The following is a 17,191-nucleotide window of genomic DNA, read 5'->3' on the forward strand; positions in this document are numbered from 1 at the left end:
TTACCCGCGAACAGGCCGTAACAAACACCCAAAGAATTAACTTGTTTGCCGTTGCCGTTGCTTTTGATACGCGATAGTCCAGACGCCACCCACGCGACCTCAGGAGGCCGAGTGGAGGTGTCTGGAGGGGCAGGCGCGCAGCGCCCTTCGGCGCTAGCCGAAGTCGCGAGATGGAGGCTGGCGTAGCAAGCCGGAGGCCGCGGAGCCCCGCAAGACACCGCAGCGAGGGGACCCCGGAGCGCAGCGCAGGGGCCGGATGTGGGAGCCAGCGGTTTTTGCCTACTTTTGCCCAAGAGCAAAAGTAGGTCGCCGTAAAGGCGAAAAGCGCCGGTGGCGCCACCACAACACCGGATATTCACACAGCCTGAAAGCCCAAGCCCCTCAAAAAAAAGCCCCGCAGACCAAAGGCCAGCAGGGCAAACGGTTGGGGGAGGAACCAACCAAAGGAGTCCTAGAAAAACCTCAGCGAACGCTGGCCACCGCCTGCCCCTCAGGCTGCCACCCGCCCCCCAGAGCCTTGTAGATCGCCACAATGCCCCGATAAAGCTCAACCTCACCCTGCGCCTGCGCATCCTCGGCACTGAGCCGCTCCCGCTCCGCATCGAGCAGCACCAGATAATCGACAGTCCCTTCCCGATACCGCACCGACGCCAAGTCAGCCGCCTTGCGACTCGCATCGCTTTGGCGGATCAACGCCAGCAGCCGTTGCTGACGCTTGCCGTAATCACTGAAAGCATTGGCCGATTCTTCCAAGGCCAGCAGCACCTGCTGTTCATAGTTGGCCAGCGCCCCCTCGGCATCGGCCTTGGCGCCACGCAGGCGGGCCCGGACGCTGCCCAGGTCGAACGCCGCCCAGGTAATGCTCGGCCCCAAAGCCCAGGCATTGGCCGCCGACGAGCCGATCTGCGACCCACGCGCCGCGGTAAAGCCCAGGAATCCACTGAGGCTCACCCGCGGGAATAGGTCCGCGGTGGCCACACCGACGTTGGCCGTGGCCGCTGCCAGCTGGCGTTCGGCACTGCGGATGTCCGGGCGGCGGCGCAGCAGTTCGCCGGGGTCACCCACCGGCAAGGCCTTGGCAATCGCCGGCAAGGCTTTGGGCGAGAGGTCCACGCTCAGCGCATCCGGACGCTGGCCAAGCAGGGTGGCGATGCGGTTGCGGGCGCGCACTTGTTCGGCCTGCAACTGTGGCACGGTCGCTTCCACCGCGGCCAGGCGGGCATCGGCGCGAACCACGTCCAGGTCATTGCCGACCCCGGCATCGCGCAGGGTCTCGGTGATGCTGCGCGACTCCTGCTGGGTCTTGAGGTTGGCCAAGGCGATCTTCTCGCGCAGTTGGGCGCCGCGCAGTTGGCCATAGGCGTCCACCAGTTCTGCGATGAGGCTGACCTGCAACTGCTGCAGGTCGGCCGCAGCAGCCTCCTCCTGCGCTTCGCTGGCCTCGATTTGCCGCTGGATGCGGCCGAACAGGTCCAGCTCCCAGGCCATGTCCAGGCCCAGGTCATAGCGCTCACTGTTGACTCGCTGCTCGGTCTGGCCAGGGATCTGGCCTTTGCCGATGTCGCTGCTGACGCGGCTGGTCACCACCGGCAGTTGGTCGTTCTCGGCGTCCTCGCGAATCGAGCGCGCTGACTTGAGCCTGGCGAAAGCCACGCGCAGGTCACGGTTGCCTTCCAGCGATGCCTGTACCAGTTGGTTGAGCACCGGGTCGTCGAACTGCTTCCACCAGATGCTCTCGAAGCGGCTGCGGTCCAAGGCCTTGGTCGGCAGTTCGGCGTCCAGGTGCGCAGGCTCGGTCGCCGGCGCCTGGTAGTCCGGGCCCACCGCGCAGGCCGCCAGGGCCAATGCCAGCAGGCTCGGGGTCAGGGGTTTGAGCAGGTTCATGCATGGCTCTCCAGCGAGTGGGCGCGCTCGGCCTTGCGGGCCTGGCGACGTTCGACGAAACGGCGGATCAGGAAGAAGAACACCGGCGTCAGGAACAGGCCGAACACGGTCACGCCAATCATCCCCGAGAACACCGCCACCCCCATGGCATGGCGCATTTCAGCGCCGGCACCGGAGGAGAACACCAGCGGCACCACACCCATGATGAAGGCGATCGAGGTCATCAGGATCGGACGCAGACGCAGGCGGCACGCCTCCAGCACCGCAGCCAGCGGATCCAGGCCCTCGGCCTGCTTGTCCTTGGCGAACTCGACGATGAGGATGGCGTTCTTGCACGCCAGGCCCACCAGCACGATCAAGCCGATCTGGGTGAAGATGTTGTTGTCCCCCCCCGAAATGATCACACCGGTGATGGCCGACAGCAGGGTCATCGGCACGATCAGGATCACCGCCAACGGCAGGCTCCAGCTCTCGTACTGGGCGGCCAGCACCAAGAAGGCCAGCAATACGCAGAGCGGGAAGACGAACAGCGCGGTGTTGCCCGCCAGGATCTGCTGGTAGGTCAGGTCGGTCCATTCGAAGGTCATGCCGTTGGGCAGTTCTTCCTTGAGCAGTTTCTCCATGGCGGCCTCGGCCTGGCCGGAGCTGTAGCCGGGCGCGGCACCGCCGTTGATCTCGGCGGTGATGAAGCCGTTGTAGTGCATCACCCGGTCAGGTCCCGAGGTATCGCTGACCTTGAGGAAGGTCGCCAGCGGGATCATCTCGCCCAGGTTGTTGCGTACCTTCAGCTGGCCGATCTGTTCGGCGTCGAGACGGAACTGCTGTTCGGCCTGGACATTGACCTGGTAGGTGCGGCCAAAGCGGTTGAAGTCGTTGGTGTACAGCGAGCCCAGGTAGATCTGCAGCGTCTCGAAGATGTCGTTGATCGCCACGCCATGAGTCTTGGCTTTTTCGCGGTCGATGGCGGCATCGACCTGAGGCACGTTGACCTGATAGCTGGTGAACAGACCTGCCAGCTCCGGCACGTTATGGCTCTTGGCGATGATGTTCTGGGTTTCCTTGTACAGCGCTTCGTAACCCAGGTTGCCACGGTCCTCGATCTGCAGGCGGAAGCCACCGATGGTGCCCAGGCCCTGCACGGGCGGCGGCGGGAAGATCGCGATGTAGGCGTCTTGGATGTCAGCGAACTTGGCGTTCAGCGCCGCCGCGATGGCGGCCGCCGACTGGCTCGGGTCCTTGCGCTCGTCGAAGGGTTTGAGCGGGGTGAACACGATGCCGCTGTTGGGGCTGTTGGTGAAGCCGTTGATCGACAGGCCAGGGAAGGCCACCGAGTCGGCTACGCCAGGTTGCTCCAGGGCGATCTCGCTCATCTTCTTGATCACCGCCTCGGTGCGGTCGAGGCTGGCGGCGTCCGGCAGTTGGGCGAAGGCCACCAAGTACTGCTTGTCCTGGGCCGGGACGAAACCGGTCGGGGTGGACGAGAAGCCCAGGTACGTCAGGCCCATCAAGCCTGCATAGACGAACAGGGCGATACCGCTGGAACGAATGACCCGGCGCACACCGCCAACATAACGATGGCTTGCACGGTCGAAGAAGCGGTTGAACGGGGCGAACAGCCAGCTGCCCAGCAGTTTTTCAAGGAACCGCGAGAAGCGGTCCTTGGGCGCGTGGTGGTCCTTGAGCAGCACCGCGGCCAGGGCCGGCGACAGGGTCAGCGAGTTGAACGCCGAAATCACGGTCGAAATGGCGATGGTCAGGGCGAACTGCTTGTAGAACTGCCCGGTAAGGCCGGAGATGAACGCGGCCGGCACGAACACGGCGCACAGCACCAGCGCGGTGGCGATGATCGGCCCGGTCACTTCGCTCATGGCCTTTTGCGTCGCTTCCATGGGTTTGAGGCCCAGGCCGATGTTGCGCTCGACGTTCTCCACCACGACGATGGCATCGTCCACCACGATCCCGATGGCCAGCACCAGGCCAAACAGCGACAGCGCGTTGAGCGAGAAGCCGAACAGGTGCATCACCGCGAAGGTGCCGATCAGCGATACCGGCACGGCCATCAGCGGGATGATCGAGGCGCGCCAGGTCTGCAGGAACAGGATCACCACCAGCACCACCAACACCAGGGCCTCGAACAAGGTGTGCACTACGGCCTCGATGGAGCCGCGAACGAACACGGTCGGGTCATAGACGATGCTGTAGTCCATCCCCTCGGGGAAGTCCTTCTTCAGCTCGGCCATCTTGGCGCGAACTTCGTCCGAGATTTCGATGGCATTGGACCCCGGGCGCTGGAAGATCGGGATCGCCACCGCCGGCTGGTTGTTCAGCAGCGAGCGCAAGGCGTACTGGCTGGAGCCCAGCTCTACCCGGGCGATGTCCTTCAGGCGAGTGATCTCGCCGTTCTCGCCGGCGCGGATGATGATGTTCTCGAACTCTTCCTCGTTGACCAGGCGGCCTTGGGTATTGATCGACAACTGGAAGCTGGTCGCGCCAGGGGCGGGCGGGGCGCCCAGCTGGCCGGCGGCGACCTGGCGGTTCTGTTCGCGGATGGCCGCCACCACGTCGCTGGCAGTCAGGTTGCGCGAGGCGGTCTTGTTCGGATCGAGCCAGACCCGCAGGGAATAGTCGCCCATGCCGAACAATTGCACGTCACCCACGCCACCCAGGCGCGCCAGCTCATCCTTGATGTTGAGGATGGCGTAGTTGGACAGATACAGCATGTCGTAGCGGTTGTCCGGCGAGGTCAGGTGCACGACCATGGTCAGGTCGGGCGAGGCCTTGTCGACCGTGATACCGATGCGCGTCACTTCTTCGGGCAGCTTCGGCTGGGTCCGGGTGACCCGGTTCTGCACTTGCACCTGGGCGTTGTCCAGGTCGGTGCCCAGGGCGAAGGTGATGGTCAGGGTCAGCTTGCCGTCGGCGGTAGACTGCGAAGACATGTACAACATGTTCTCGACGCCCGTGATCGCCTGCTCCAGCGGTGCGGCGACGGTTTCGCCGATCACTTTGGGGTTGGCGCCGGGGAAGTTGGCGCGCACCACCACGGTAGGCGGCACCACTTCCGGATATTCGCTGATCGGCAGCTTGAACAGCGCGATGGAGCCTGCGATCAGCAGCACCAGCGAAAGCACGGCGGCGAAAATCGGCCGGGTGATGAAGAATTTCGAAAAGTTCATCGGTGGGGTCCCTTAACCGCGCGGTGCCTGGGCACTGGCGACGTTTTCACGAGCGCCGGCGACGGCCGGTGCTGCCTTGTTGCTGGCTTCCAGGGCCTGGCGCTGGCGGGCCAGGGTGGCAAGGGTCTCTTCGCTGGCCATCGGCGTTTCCTGTGGCGTGACCGGCGAGCCGGGGCGTACGCGCTGCAGGCCCTTGACCACGATGCGGTCATCCTTGCTCAGGCCGCTGCGCACGATCCGCAGGCCTTCGAGCTTGGGCCCAAGTTCCACAGCGCGGTAGGCGGCCTTGTTGTCCTTGTCCATGACCAGTACGAACTTCTTGCCAAGGTCGGTGCCCACGGCCTCGTCGTTGATCAGCACGGCGTCGTACTTGGCGCTGCCGACCAGCTTCAGGCGGGCATACAGGCCGGGAGTGAACCGGCCGTCGCGGTTGTCGAACACCGCGCGGCCACGAATGGTGCCGGTGCGTGGGTTGACCTGATTGTCGACGAAGTTCATCTGGCCCAGGTGCGGATTGCCGGTCTCGTTGGTCAGGCCCAGGTATACCGGGGTGCTCTGGCCGCGTTGACCGTCGCGGGCCAGCTGGGTGTACTTGAGGTAGACCCGCTCGTCGGCGTCGAAGTAGGCGTAGACCTTGTCGGTGGAAACCACGGAGGTGAGCGGCGTGACGTCTGCGGTGACGATGTTGCCGGCGGTGAACTGGGCGCGGCTGACACGGCCGCTGATCGGCGCGGTCACTCGGGTGAAGCTCAGGTTCAGGCGGGCCAGGTCCAGTTGCGCCTGGATCGCCGCGACGCCGGCGCGAGCCTCGGCGGCGGCGCTGCTGCGCGATTCGGCCAGCTCTGCGGAAATCGCGTTGCTGTCACGCAGGCGTTCACCACGACGGGCTTCGTTCTCGCTACGCAGCGCCGTGGCGCGGGCCTGTTGCAGTTGCGCCTCCAGACGGCGTACCTCGGCCTGGAACGGACGCGGGTCGATCTGGAACAGCAGGTCACCTTTTTGCACCTGGGCGCCTTCGGTGAAAGCCACCAGGTCGATCTGGCCGGAGACTCGCGGACGCACCTCGACGGTTTCCGGCGCTTCCAGGCGACCGGTGAACTCGTCCCATTCGTTGATCGGCTGCTCGATCACCTTGGCCACGCTGACCTTGGGCGCGGCAGGAGCCTGTACAGCCTCCGGAGTACGACCGCACGCGGCGATCACCAGCACTGCCAGGGCAGCGAGGGGAAAGCGCAGGGGTTTGAGTGATTGTTCCATGGAGAACTCCGCCAATGATTGGATAGTGGGCGGATTCTGCGAGTCTTGCGCGCGGGGAACGAATCGAACGGCGCGAAGGTTATTATCAAGCGGAATGATATGTGGCCATGCATCATCGATCAGGACACATGGACGCCAGGCGTCCCGGACGGGTAAGGGCCGGGACGCGGCCCCGGGGTCTCAGGTCTGCGCAGCAAATTGCGCCAACCGCTCCCCATCGAGCCGGTAACGCACCCACTCATCCTGAGGCTCGGCGCCGAGGGACTTGTAGAAACCGATGGCTGGCTCGTTCCAGTCCAGCACGCTCCACTCCATACGCCCGCAGCCTTTGGCCACGGCTTCGCGGGCAATGTGCCGCAAAACTTGCCGCCCGGCGCCGTCGCCGCGTTGTTCGGGCGTGATGTAAAGGTCTTCCAGGTAGATGCCGTTGCGTCCAAGCCAGGTGGAGTAACTGTAGAAGTACACGGCAAAGCCAATGGCCACACCGTCGCGCTCACAGATCAGGCTGTGGACGGTGCTGCCTTCGTCGAACAGGCTGTGTTCGATGTCGGCAACGGTGGCCACCACTTCATGGCGCGCGCGTTCGTATTCGGCAAGCTCAGTGATGAAGGCGAGGATTTGCGCAGCATCGGTACGCACGGCAGGGCGAATGGTCAAGCTCATGTGCAGACGTCCTTGAGGGGGCAGGGCAAGTCGTTTGAAGTCGATACAGTCATGTGTATCGGTGCAATTTGTTGCAACTGTACGGGTCGCGCAGAAAAGCGCTCGGCTAGTGTGACAACACAACAACCCTTTGTGGAAGCCTGCCATGCTTGGATCAGCCGATCTGCTCACCGCCTTCGTGCTCTTTGCCTTCGTTTCATCGATCACCCCAGGGCCGAACAACACCATGCTGCTGGCTTCGGGGGTGAACTTCGGTGTGCGCCAGTCGATCCCTCATGCCCTGGGTATCAGCATTGGCTTCATGGTGATGGTGCTGGGCGTGGGCTTCGGCCTGGGCCAGTTGTTCACTGCCTGGCCGCCGCTGTACAGCATCCTGCGCTACACGGGCGCCGTGTATCTGCTTTACCTGGCCTGGAAGATCGCCACCTCCGGGCCGATCTCCGGCGATGCCACACACACACGCAAGCCTCTGGGCTTCTGGGGGGCGGCGGCGTTCCAGTGGGTCAACCCCAAGGCCTGGGTGATGGCAGTGGGGGCGATTACCACCTATACGCCGGCCCAGGGCTATGTGCTCAACGTGATCGTCATCGCAGCCTTGTTCGCACTGGTCAATTTGCCCAGCGTCGGGATCTGGGTGATGTTTGGCAGTGCTTTGCGCAACTTCCTGCAGAACCCGCGCTGGCTGATGCTGTTCAATGTCCTGATGGCCTTGCTGCTGGTGATTTCGCTGTACCCGCTGCTGTTTGTAGAATCGGCGTTTTCCTGAACCGATGAGTACACAAGGCCGATGCAGTTGATTCCCTGGTCCCACGAAAGCTCCGAAGGTTTCACCTTGCGTGGCTGGCGCTCGCCAGCCAGCGGGCGGCCCTTGTTGCACTTCTTGCACGGCAACGGTTTTTGCTGCCTGGCCTACCAGCCCTTGCTGATGCACTTGGGTGAACACTTCGATCTGTGGCTGAGTGATGTTCAGGGGCATGGCGACAGTGACCACGGCGGGGTGTTTCGTGGGTGGAATCGCAGCGCGGCGCTGGCGGTGGAAGCCTTCGACGCTGGACGCGGCGAATACGGCGACGTGCCCCGCTTCGCGGTCGGGCACAGTTTTGGCGGGGTGCTGACCGGCCTGATTCTGGCCACTGAGCCGCGCCTGTTCGAGCGCGCCGTGCTGCTGGACCCGGTGCTGTTCAGCCGTCGCATGATCGGCGTGATGGGTGCCGCCGCGCTGGTCGGGCTGCACCGTCGTCATGCCCTGGCACGCAAGGCTGCGACCCGCCGCAGCCACTGGCCGGATCGGGAGGCGGCGTTGGCCTCGCTGCAAGGGCGTGGCATTTTCAAAGGCTGGACCGATGCCTCGTTGCACGCCTATGTGGAGCATGCCATCGGTGAATGTGGTGAAGGTGTCGTGCTCAAGTGCCGGCCTAGCCGCGAGGTCGAAATCTTCAGTTCGTTTCCCGAGCGGATGTGGACCCATCTGACGCGGATCCAGACCCCCACCCGCATCCTTTACGGTGAACATACCTATCCCTTCGTACCCCACTCGGTGCAGCGGCTGGCCGCATTGAACCATCAGGTGAGTGCCCAGCAGGTGGCCGGAGGGCACTGCTTCATGCAGGAAGACCCGGCAGCGGCGGCCGAGCAGGTCATGAGTTTCCTGCAAACCCGCTGAGCCCTTCGACAGTCGGTCCGCTTTGAGCGGAGCATCTGATTAATCGCATCCGGTGAGCTCGCGCCGGACGTGGGCCATGAAAGCCCCAGCGCGTTCAGCGTACTGTTTCGCCGAACGCTTGGGGTTTCACCGTCAGCCTACTTCGGGCGTGAAGGCCGGAGTCAGGCCACATCCACCAGGACGATTTCGCTGTCCTCGATCGCAATGACCCGCAGCACGTCTTCTTGCTCGATGGCTACGCCATCACGCGCCTTGGCCCTGAGCCCATTGACCTCGACCAATCCCTTGGCTGGCACCAGGTAGCCCCGGCGGCCGGCGTCGAAGCGGTACTCGGCGGTTTCACCGGCACGCAAGGTGGCGGCCACCAGGCGCGCGTCGGTGCGGATGTGCAGGCTGTCTTCATCGCCGTCCCGGCCACTGGCCAGGGTCACGAAACCTTCGCCGCGCTCGCCTTTGGGGAAGGGCCGGGTACCCCAGGAAGGCGCTTCGCCGACGCGCTCAGGCATGATCCAGATCTGGAAGATCCGAGTGTCGACCTTTTCCAGGTTGTACTCGCTGTGCACGATCCCGGTGCCTGCGCTCATCACCTGAACGTCCCCCGCCTCGGTGCGGCCTTTGTTGCCCAGGCTGTCCTGGTGGGTGATGGCGCCTTCACGTACATAGGTGATGATTTCCATGTCGCGGTGCGGGTGAGGCGGGAAGCCGCTGCCCGCCGCGATCAAGTCATCGTTCCAGACCCGCAGGTTGCCCCAGCTCATGCGTGCTGGGTCGTAGTACTCGGCGAACGAGAAATGATGATGGGCATCGAGCCAGCCGTGGTTGGCGTGGCCGAGGCTTTCGAACGGGCGCAGTTGCAGCATGGTCGTGCTCCTTGAATGGGTGGAATGGCGCCATGATGCGCCAAACAAAGATCGAAAATAAGCGTAAATATCGGCTTGTTTTTATCTATTAATTAGATTCTTTTAGGTGCGCAAATACATGCGATTCATCGCCTAATACCCTGATCTGAAAGCATTCGCTGGCGATTTTTTGCGGATGAGGTGAACATGGCCCGCTGATTCGATCTTCAACGGAGTGACTGTGTCCCACGAGCATCCCCCGGCTCCGGCCGAGCTGACGCCACCCGCCCAACTGCCTTGGTTTCGCCGCTTGGCCGCCCGCCTGTTGGGCCGCGGCCTGACCCGATTGCAGGCACAGCACCGCGACTCCTGGTTCCTGGGCCATGTCACCGGCCAGCGCAGCGGCCATGCCGATGGCCTGCGTGAAGGCTACGAGCGTGGCCGCGTCGAGGGCTATGAGGCGGGGCGCCAGGTGCTGGTGATTCGTGACCTGCGCCCCGAGGCGGCGGCCGTTCCCGGCCAGGACTCCAATCTGTTCGACGACTGGCGTCTCCCACTGACCGTCGAGCTGAAAAAACGCTTCAAGGCCGATGTCGCCCAGCGCCTGCCAGCTTCGGCCCAACCCAGCGCCGCCCAGTGGAAGCTGATCTTCAGCGACACCCCATCCACTTGTGTGGTGGCCGGCGCCGGCGCGGGCAAGTCCACCTCCCTGGTGCTGCGCATCCTGTTGCTGCGCCATTACCTGGGTTATGAGCTGGACGCCATGACCGTGGTGACCTTCACTCGCGAATCGCGCAAGGATTTCATCAAGCGCCTGGTGCAGGTCTTTGCCCTGTGGCAGCTCGACCTGCAGCCAGCCCAGGCCCGGGAACTGGTGCGCACCTTCCATTCCCGCATCCTGCCGTTGGTGCGCAGCCTGCCAGGCTTCGGCCAACTGCGGGCCTTCGAGACCCTGGGTCAGGAACTGCCCGCAGGTGGCGAAGCCAACGCCGACGGCAACCCGTTCGACCTGCGCCTGAACGATGCCCAGCGCCAACAGCTCAATCTCTGCTACCGCGATCTGTTGCAAGCCAGCCCCCGCTTCGCCGAGCTCATCGGCACGTTGCGCCGGGAGGCATTGCAGCTAAAACCCCTGGACCCCGACCACCCCGATGTGCAGAAGCGCGTACAAGTGACCCAGTTGGCGGCCCAGCGCGACGAAGAACTGTGCGACGTGATCGAGGACCTGTGGTTCGCCGCGGGGGCCTGGCCGATCAAAGGCATCGAGCCCTGTCGCGACACGGTGCAGATCCGTGGCAGTCGTTTTCATGTGCATGGCCGTTTGGAAGGGCTGGACGCCTGGGTGGTGCTCGGTTTCGACCCATCCGAAAGTGCCCAGTACCAACGCCCCGGCGCCAAGCTCGGGGTGCGGGCGGAGTGGGCTGTAAAGCGAACGTTGTTTCAAGCTTTCTGCGATAAGCCACTGATATGGCTAGACAATTACACCTCCGCAAAGCGCCTGGCAGCTTCGCTGGCCGGTGATGCGATAGCGGGCCCCGGCTTTGAGTACAAGGTCAAAGGCGAGCTGGCACCGGCGCCGCTTCTGGATGCGTTCGTCGCAGCCGCCAGCTTCATCGAGAACCTGGGGCTGGAAGTGAACACTGCGGTGGCCGGCATGAGCTTCTCGGCCGATGACAGTGATGCAGCGTTCTTCGAGGCGTTGGCATTGTTCTGGAAAGCCCTGGAGGCGCACCTGCTGGCCCAGTCGCCACCGGTAATGACCTACAACCGTATGTTCGCCCTGTTCGGCGAGAACAATCCGGAGAACTTACGCCTGTTGCCTGACCCGCTGCTGCGCCCGCTGGCGCACCTGATGATCGACGAGTTCCAGGATGTCTCCCCGCAGATCGTCAGTTGGCTACGGGCGAGCCTGGCCGAGATCCGCCGACGTGGCCCGGCCATGCATGTCGGGCGCAACGCCGGTCACAGTTCATTGATGTGCGTGGGGGACGACTGGCAATCAATCTACGGCTGGCGGGGCAGCTCGCCGAAATACTTCATGGAGTTCACCAAGGCGTTCCCGTCACCGGCCAATACCCGAGTCATGCTGGTGGAGAACTACCGCAGCCAGCAGCACATCATCGATGCCGCCGAGCACCTGGTCAAAGGCGCGCCGGCCATCACCGGCAAGAAGGCCAAGGCCAGTGGTCTGGCCGCCGAGCTGCCGTTGTCGCCGGTCAAAGTCTTCGACCGCGATGAGGCAGCGCTGGCCGAGACCTTGATGGAACATTACGCGCGCGGCGAAACGGTGATGATGCTGTTTCGAAAAAGTTCGGATAAGGCTTTGATAGAACAGCATTTATCGTTTGTTTATAAAGCTGATTCTAGCTTGCCGCCCGACCAACGTCGGCTGCGCCAGCTCACTTATCACAGCGCTAAAGGGTTGCAGGCCGATGCCGTATTCATGCTCGGCGACTGTCAGTACCTGACCAGCTCGCCGTACAAGAACCAGGCGTACCGCATGGCCGGTCTGGGGCGTGCCGGTGATGCCCAGCCGTTCGACACGGCGCAAAAGGAAGAGGTGCAGCGCCTGGCCTATGTCGCGGTGACCCGCGCGGTCAGGCACTGCTATTGGCACGTGGAAGCCGCCAACGGCGAGTCGGCGGGTGCGCCTCGCGCGTCGGGCCAGGTGGCTGGCCGGCACGCGTTTTTCGAAGACCTCCGCGGTCAATGAGCGTTCGGGTCCTGTTGCTTGGTCAGCTCGAGCAGCAGGGCCTCTTCCTCTTCCCGACGAGCTTTGAGCAGTTCACTGGTCGCTTTGAGATGCACGCCCTCGTTGACCGCTACCCGGCGCGGCTGGCCAGCTGCATCCAATGGCTGCTCTGGCAACACGGGCTCCAGCACCTTGATCACGGCCTCGTCCAGGAACTCGACAGGCTCCGCTTCAGGATCCATGCAGTACTCCAGGTAATCGAGGCCTGACTGCCAGCGCTTGGTCAGGGCGTCGAAGTCTTGGGCATAGCGATCTTTGAGAAACCGCTGCCAGCTCGGCTCTGTGGCGATCCAGACCTGCCGCGGCCCGTCGCTTTTTTCGTCCTCCTCGAACCGTTCGACGGCGTTCACCACCTCGTCCGCCGTGTGATCGGAGATCATCGCGGTCTGACGGTAGAGCATCTCGTGGCTAGGCTCTGGAAATTCCAGCCGAGCAGCTACTGCCTGACGCAAGGCCAAGCGTATTTCGATGTCATCGACCAGGCTTTCCCCCAATTGCTCCAGACCGATGTCATCCAGCGGATCGAGGGGAGGAAGTGCTGGGAGAGGACCCCTCTGCATGGCTGGGAGGTTTTTCCATTCAAGGTATCGCGCCTGACGTTTCAGCCGGGTTGCATAGATACGCGATGCCAGCTTGTTTACTTGGTGGCGCCGGTACAGGCGACCGTAGAAGGTGAACAAGCGTGGCCCGGCAACCTCACCATCGGTGCTTTCGTCATACGCCAAGACTTCTACCTCGAGGGTACTCAGCCCGTCGGTAGCCGCATCGCCGCAGGTGGTCGGGAACTCACTGGCGATCCGATCCAGATGGGCACGCAAGTGTTCATCCTGGCTCGCCGTTTCCAGCAACCCCCAGATTTGCCGGGCCAACCCTTGCGGGCTGGTCCGTGCCTGTGCCGAGCGTCCGGAGCGCTCGATGACCTCACGTAGGTACGGGTAGGCGCCATCCTCGAACATGTGGTTCCACAATTCGCGTTGCGCGTCGGTCGCGTTAGCCAGCCACTGCACCGGCGCGACTTCAGGGGGCACTGCGGGCACGTTCGCCGCCGGGGGCTGAGGTAGCAGCTCGCGTGTTTCCAGAATCCTGACGCCTGCTCCACGCAAGCGCTCGGCCGTCTCTTCGGGGATACCGTTGTCGAAGAAGGTCCAGATGATCAAGCGCCTGCCGGTGCGCAATTCGGTGACGAAGTGGCTTTGCAGGATCCGCTCAAGCGCGGGGAACTCGGTGATGTGGTTGGTGCTCAGCTGCAAGTCGCGCAATCGGCAGTCTTGCCGCTCCATCAGTTCGGTCAGGCCGGTCGGCCATTGGGTGAGCAGGCAGCCGTCCAGGTAGAGCCCTTCGAGATTGTGCAGTTCACCCAACAGCGGGGCGTTCCCCAGCGGATTGTTCGAGAGACTCAGTTCGCGCAGCGATGTCATCTGGTTGAAATGCGCTGCCAAGCCCGGGGTGAGGTCGATGGCGTTGGCATCGAGTTGCAGTATCTGCAGCGGCAGCCTGGCCAGCACCTGCATGTCGGCGACACTCAGGGTCAAACCAGCACGCGAGATGTGCAACGTATGCAGGTGTCGCATGGTGCCCAATACCTCGCGGGCAGCCGCATCCAGTTGCGGGAGCGGTGTGCGGTTGACGGCCAGCGCTCGTAGCCCCGGCGCGCTGCGCAGTGCCCGGAACAGGGCGCGTGTGTCCAGTTGCGGGTTATTGGCCAGCTCCAACCGTTGCAGGTTCGGAAAGCTCTGCAGGAAGTCCTCTGGAATCGTCTGCAAATGCACACTGTCCATGGAGAGCTCGGTGATATGGGGAAACGGGACTGGCAACGAAGGCAGGGTATCGAGCACCAGATAGTCCAGATGCAGGTGCTGACCACCCTCGCGGCTCCACGTGCGGTTGAGCAGGCGGCTGAGCCTGCGGCGGTTATCGTATTCATCCTCCGTGCCCGTATCGGTCCAGTTTTGCAGCGTTTCGGCCAGGGTGGTGCGTTGTTCACCCAACACCCTGATTTGCCCCGCAACATCGCCGTGGCGGGCCATGTCTCGGGCCAGCGTGCGGATCTGCTCCCGGTTGAGCCCCGGATACAGGCTTTGCAGGTGGGTATGGATAGCGTCCCTGCCGCTTCTTAGCAGGTTGGAAAAACGGAATCTGCCGCTCAGTGGATAGCCCGCCCGCCCGTCGCTCAGGCGCATCGGCGAGCGCCAACGAGGCTTGATCGGTTGCTGGCCTATCAATCGAGCTGCCAGGTCCCGGTCTGCCTGCGCCGCTGCACGACGTTCATCCGGGCTGGCATCGGGTTGTTCCACCGCCAAGGCGTCAGCCAGGCGCTGGCTGTCGGCGTTGGCCAGGTCTGCCCGATTAAGCCCCAACAAGGCCCGATCCAACCGGGCACGGGCCTGAAGGCGCCGTGCCTCCTCGGCGATGCGCAACGACACACGGCCTGCTGCCAGGCGCTGTTTCTCGGTGGCGCTGGCATTGTCGATGATCGCGTCCAGGGCATCGATGGGTAAGCCACCAAACTGACGGGCCAACACTTGGGCTGGCGCACTCAAGGCCGGTTGGCGACTTTTATAGAGGCTTTCGAACATTGACGCGCGCTGGCCCGCCAAATGATTGGCCAGGATCTCGTTGAGGGCCAAGGCGTCTTGTTCGCTCACGTTATGGCCCGACAGTAGCGCGCGGATGGCCTGCGGGGCCATCTGCGATATGACCGTCTGACTGAGTTGGCCCTGTTCCAACTCGGTGCGCGTAATCTTGATTTGCACCTCGCCAGCGGTTTGTGCAGCGCCATATCGAGTGGCGTTACCGGTCGATTCTGCGCCTTCGAAAGCGAGGATGACATGATCCTCAGGCCAGCCTGGCAATGTGGGCAGGGCCGGAAGCGCATAGTGCTTGTAGGCGGCAAGCGGTTTGGCGTGGCGCACACGGGAAATGACATCGTCAGTCTCCTGGTCGGTGCGCAAACGCTTGAGCGCGTCGATGAGCAGCGCCGGTGGCCGTTGTCCATCGATGTGCACGCGACGCAGCACATCGGCATCGGTACCGGTGGCAGCCATGGCCATGATCAGGTCGGTATCTTCCAGCCCGTCGGTCACAGGCCCGAGACGACGCATCAGTTGAAGATCGCTCCAGTCCAGCGGTTGTTCCAGGGTCAGACGCCAAGCACCGTGGCCGTTATGGCTCAGGCGCGGACGGTAGGCATCGGTGGAATCGGGTTGGAGCAGGGACCACTCACCGTGCTCGTTTTGTTCGAGGGCATACATCTGGCCTTCGATGCGTACGTAGTGCTTACCGTCCAGCGTATACAGGCCTTGAGCATCGGCAGACAGCTCGGCAGGCAGCTCGACAGGGCTCTGGTAAGCCGTAAGATCAGGGCGCCACAGGCGTTCTTCCCCATCGTGTCGGATCGATTGCAGGGCATCGACGAAGCCCGACGCCTTCAGGGCCGCGAGTCCGGCACCAAGGGCTGCTGCGCTGGCGATGTCGACCGCGATGGATTCCACCTGGGCCAGGGCCTGGGCGGTATCGTCGTCCTCCCAGGCTTCGATGCCATGGAACACGCTGCCCATGATTTGCGCTGCACCGATGGTCATCATGATCGGGTTGAGCAGCGGAACGAACATCGCCGCGACGTTAAGCACGTCCAGCCCCACCGACAGCCAGTGCTCCAGACGCTCCAGGCGCGACTTGGCATCGGCATCGGCGGTGGGTACCGCAATGCTGGCGGCATCGCTCTTGAGTCGGCGTACGTGGTCGCGGTGCAGGGTGACCCAGGGAGCATCGGGCAAAGCCACGCGCTCATAGAGGAGCCTGGGCGCCTTCTTGTTCAGCCGGACCTTGCGTCCGAACAAGCGCTTTTGGACGAACAAGGCCTGACGCAGCTTGGTGGTCAACTCGCCCTGCAGGTTGTGAGGGGCGAAGCCGATCATCAAGCGCAACAGGTCAGTGTCCTGCATGCGCTTGGCGAGATCGCTTGCCGCTTGGCTCGCCGACGGATACTCCTGCAAAGGCGCATCCGGTGCGCCGGGAATGTAGACCATGCACGGGTTGGTCCCCTCCACTTGGTCCGGGCCGATCACCAACACTTCGTTCAGGGGCGTCTTGAACAGGTTGACGCGCCAGCATTTCAGGGTGTGGCCTTGGTAGTTCGGCTTGGCGGCGTTCTCGCACAGTTGCATGAGCGCAGCATGCCCTGCGTCGCTCACCTTTTCACGCAGTCGGGCAATCCATGCCTGGACCCGCAGCTCGTCCTGGCTGGCCTGGATGGACAGGCGCTGGATCCAGGCCGAGGCAGGACCGTCATAGAGGGCGCTGAGATGCGTCTGGTACTGCCGACCAAGGTCCAGATCGCGGCAGATCTTGACGAATCCGGCAGCGGTCAGCCCGGCCACGGGGCCTGTCACCGGGCTGGCGTCGGTCTTGCTGCGCTGCAAGGTACTGAAGGGGCCGGCTTCGTCCGCGCTTTCGAAATTGTGCAGCGCCGCTTCCAGCAGGCTGAGCCTGCGCGGCTTGCCCTCGGGGTCGCGTTCATAGCGTGCTGTGTCAGTCTGTGCGGCGACGGCGGCGGTCGTTTCTGTGAGCACCTCGATGATTTGCCTGAACGGCTGGAAGTGGTACTGCGCCTGATCGACGGGCTGATCGATGCCTAAGCGCGCTTCGAGCAGTGGCTTGCAGAAGTCAGTGATGCCCTTGAGTGGCTTCAGCGCATCCTGCAGGGTCCTGCGGCTGGCGTCCCGGCGGTCGATGGCAGTGTTCAGAGCCTGTTGATCCTCGGCGCTGGCTTTGGTGTACCAGGCGTGGGCGCTGCCATCGGCCTGGAGATAGTCCTTGCGCAGCCGGCTCAGCAGGTCGGGCACGCGCTGGGCGGGCAGGGCCTTGCACCAGGTCGGCAAGGAACGAACGATCTGTGCGTGATGGAAGGGGGGCTCGGTGGTCATGGTCAACTCCGTTACAAAGAGCTGCCATTGAG

Annotated in this window: 9 protein-coding genes and 1 pseudogene; 4 read left to right on the forward strand and 6 right to left on the reverse strand. The window is 63.4% G+C overall.

The window, feature by feature from the left end:
* Positions 1 to 462 precede the first annotated feature (462 nt).
* The 4 genes from DQ397_RS11535 to DQ397_RS11550 all read right to left on the reverse strand — a co-directional run bounded on the left by DQ397_RS11535 (position 463) and on the right by DQ397_RS11550 (position 6,980).
* Positions 463 to 1,884: an efflux transporter outer membrane subunit gene (locus DQ397_RS11535; protein ID WP_043214070.1), complete on the reverse strand. Its 1,422-nt coding sequence runs from the start codon at positions 1,882 to 1,884 to the stop codon at positions 463 to 465.
* A complete protein-coding gene (locus DQ397_RS11540) occupies positions 1,881 to 5,060 on the reverse strand; it encodes an efflux RND transporter permease subunit (RefSeq protein ID WP_043214068.1) in 3,180 nt (1,059 codons plus the stop codon). The genes DQ397_RS11535 and DQ397_RS11540 overlap by 4 nt, the downstream gene beginning before the upstream one ends.
* A 12-nt stretch (positions 5,061 to 5,072) precedes the next feature.
* Positions 5,073 to 6,317: a multidrug efflux RND transporter periplasmic adaptor subunit MexE gene (gene mexE / locus DQ397_RS11545; protein WP_043214066.1), complete on the reverse strand. Its 1,245-nt coding sequence runs from the start codon at positions 6,315 to 6,317 to the stop codon at positions 5,073 to 5,075.
* A 180-nt stretch (positions 6,318 to 6,497) separates the two neighbouring features.
* Complete coding sequence (locus tag DQ397_RS11550; RefSeq protein WP_043214063.1) at positions 6,498 to 6,980, reverse strand: GNAT family N-acetyltransferase; 483 nt, start codon at positions 6,978 to 6,980, stop codon at positions 6,498 to 6,500.
* A gap of 145 nt (positions 6,981 to 7,125) precedes the next feature.
* Between DQ397_RS11550 and DQ397_RS11555 the strand changes: the two genes are divergently transcribed.
* The 3 genes and pseudogenes from DQ397_RS11555 to DQ397_RS25015 all read left to right on the forward strand — a co-directional run.
* Positions 7,126 to 7,746 (forward strand): LysE family translocator, encoded by a 621-nt coding sequence (locus DQ397_RS11555; protein ID WP_043214061.1) that lies wholly within the window; start codon positions 7,126 to 7,128, stop codon positions 7,744 to 7,746.
* Positions 7,747 to 7,767: 21 nt separating this feature from the next.
* Positions 7,768 to 8,643 carry an alpha/beta fold hydrolase gene (locus DQ397_RS11560; protein WP_043214059.1) on the forward strand — a complete coding sequence of 292 codons (876 nt, stop codon included), beginning with the start codon at positions 7,768 to 7,770 and terminating at the stop codon, positions 8,641 to 8,643.
* Positions 8,644 to 8,697: 54 nt separating this feature from the next.
* Positions 8,698 to 8,793 (forward strand): annotated as a pseudogene (locus DQ397_RS25015) (AraC family transcriptional regulator); the annotation flags it as partial.
* Positions 8,794 to 8,804: 11 nt separating this feature from the next.
* Here DQ397_RS25015 and DQ397_RS11565 read toward each other — a convergent pair.
* Entirely contained in the window at positions 8,805 to 9,503 is a 699-nt protein-coding gene (locus tag DQ397_RS11565; protein ID WP_043214056.1) for a pirin family protein, read from the reverse strand.
* Between the two features lie 220 nt (positions 9,504 to 9,723).
* Between DQ397_RS11565 and DQ397_RS11570 the strand changes: the two genes are divergently transcribed.
* Positions 9,724 to 12,195 carry a UvrD-helicase domain-containing protein gene (locus DQ397_RS11570; RefSeq protein ID WP_043214054.1) on the forward strand — a complete coding sequence of 824 codons (2,472 nt, stop codon included), beginning with the start codon at positions 9,724 to 9,726 and terminating at the stop codon, positions 12,193 to 12,195.
* Here DQ397_RS11570 and DQ397_RS11575 read toward each other — a convergent pair.
* Positions 12,189 to 17,159, reverse strand: a complete 4,971-nt coding sequence (locus tag DQ397_RS11575; RefSeq protein ID WP_052352497.1) for a dermonecrotic toxin domain-containing protein — start codon at positions 17,157 to 17,159, stop codon at positions 12,189 to 12,191. The two genes, DQ397_RS11570 and DQ397_RS11575, sit on opposite strands and share 7 nt — an antisense overlap.
* Positions 17,160 to 17,191: the final 32 nt, after the last annotated feature.

Source organism: Pseudomonas sp. CK-NBRI-02, assembly GCF_008124495.1.
Classification (GTDB): Bacteria; Pseudomonadota; Gammaproteobacteria; order Pseudomonadales; family Pseudomonadaceae; genus Aquipseudomonas; species Aquipseudomonas guariconensis.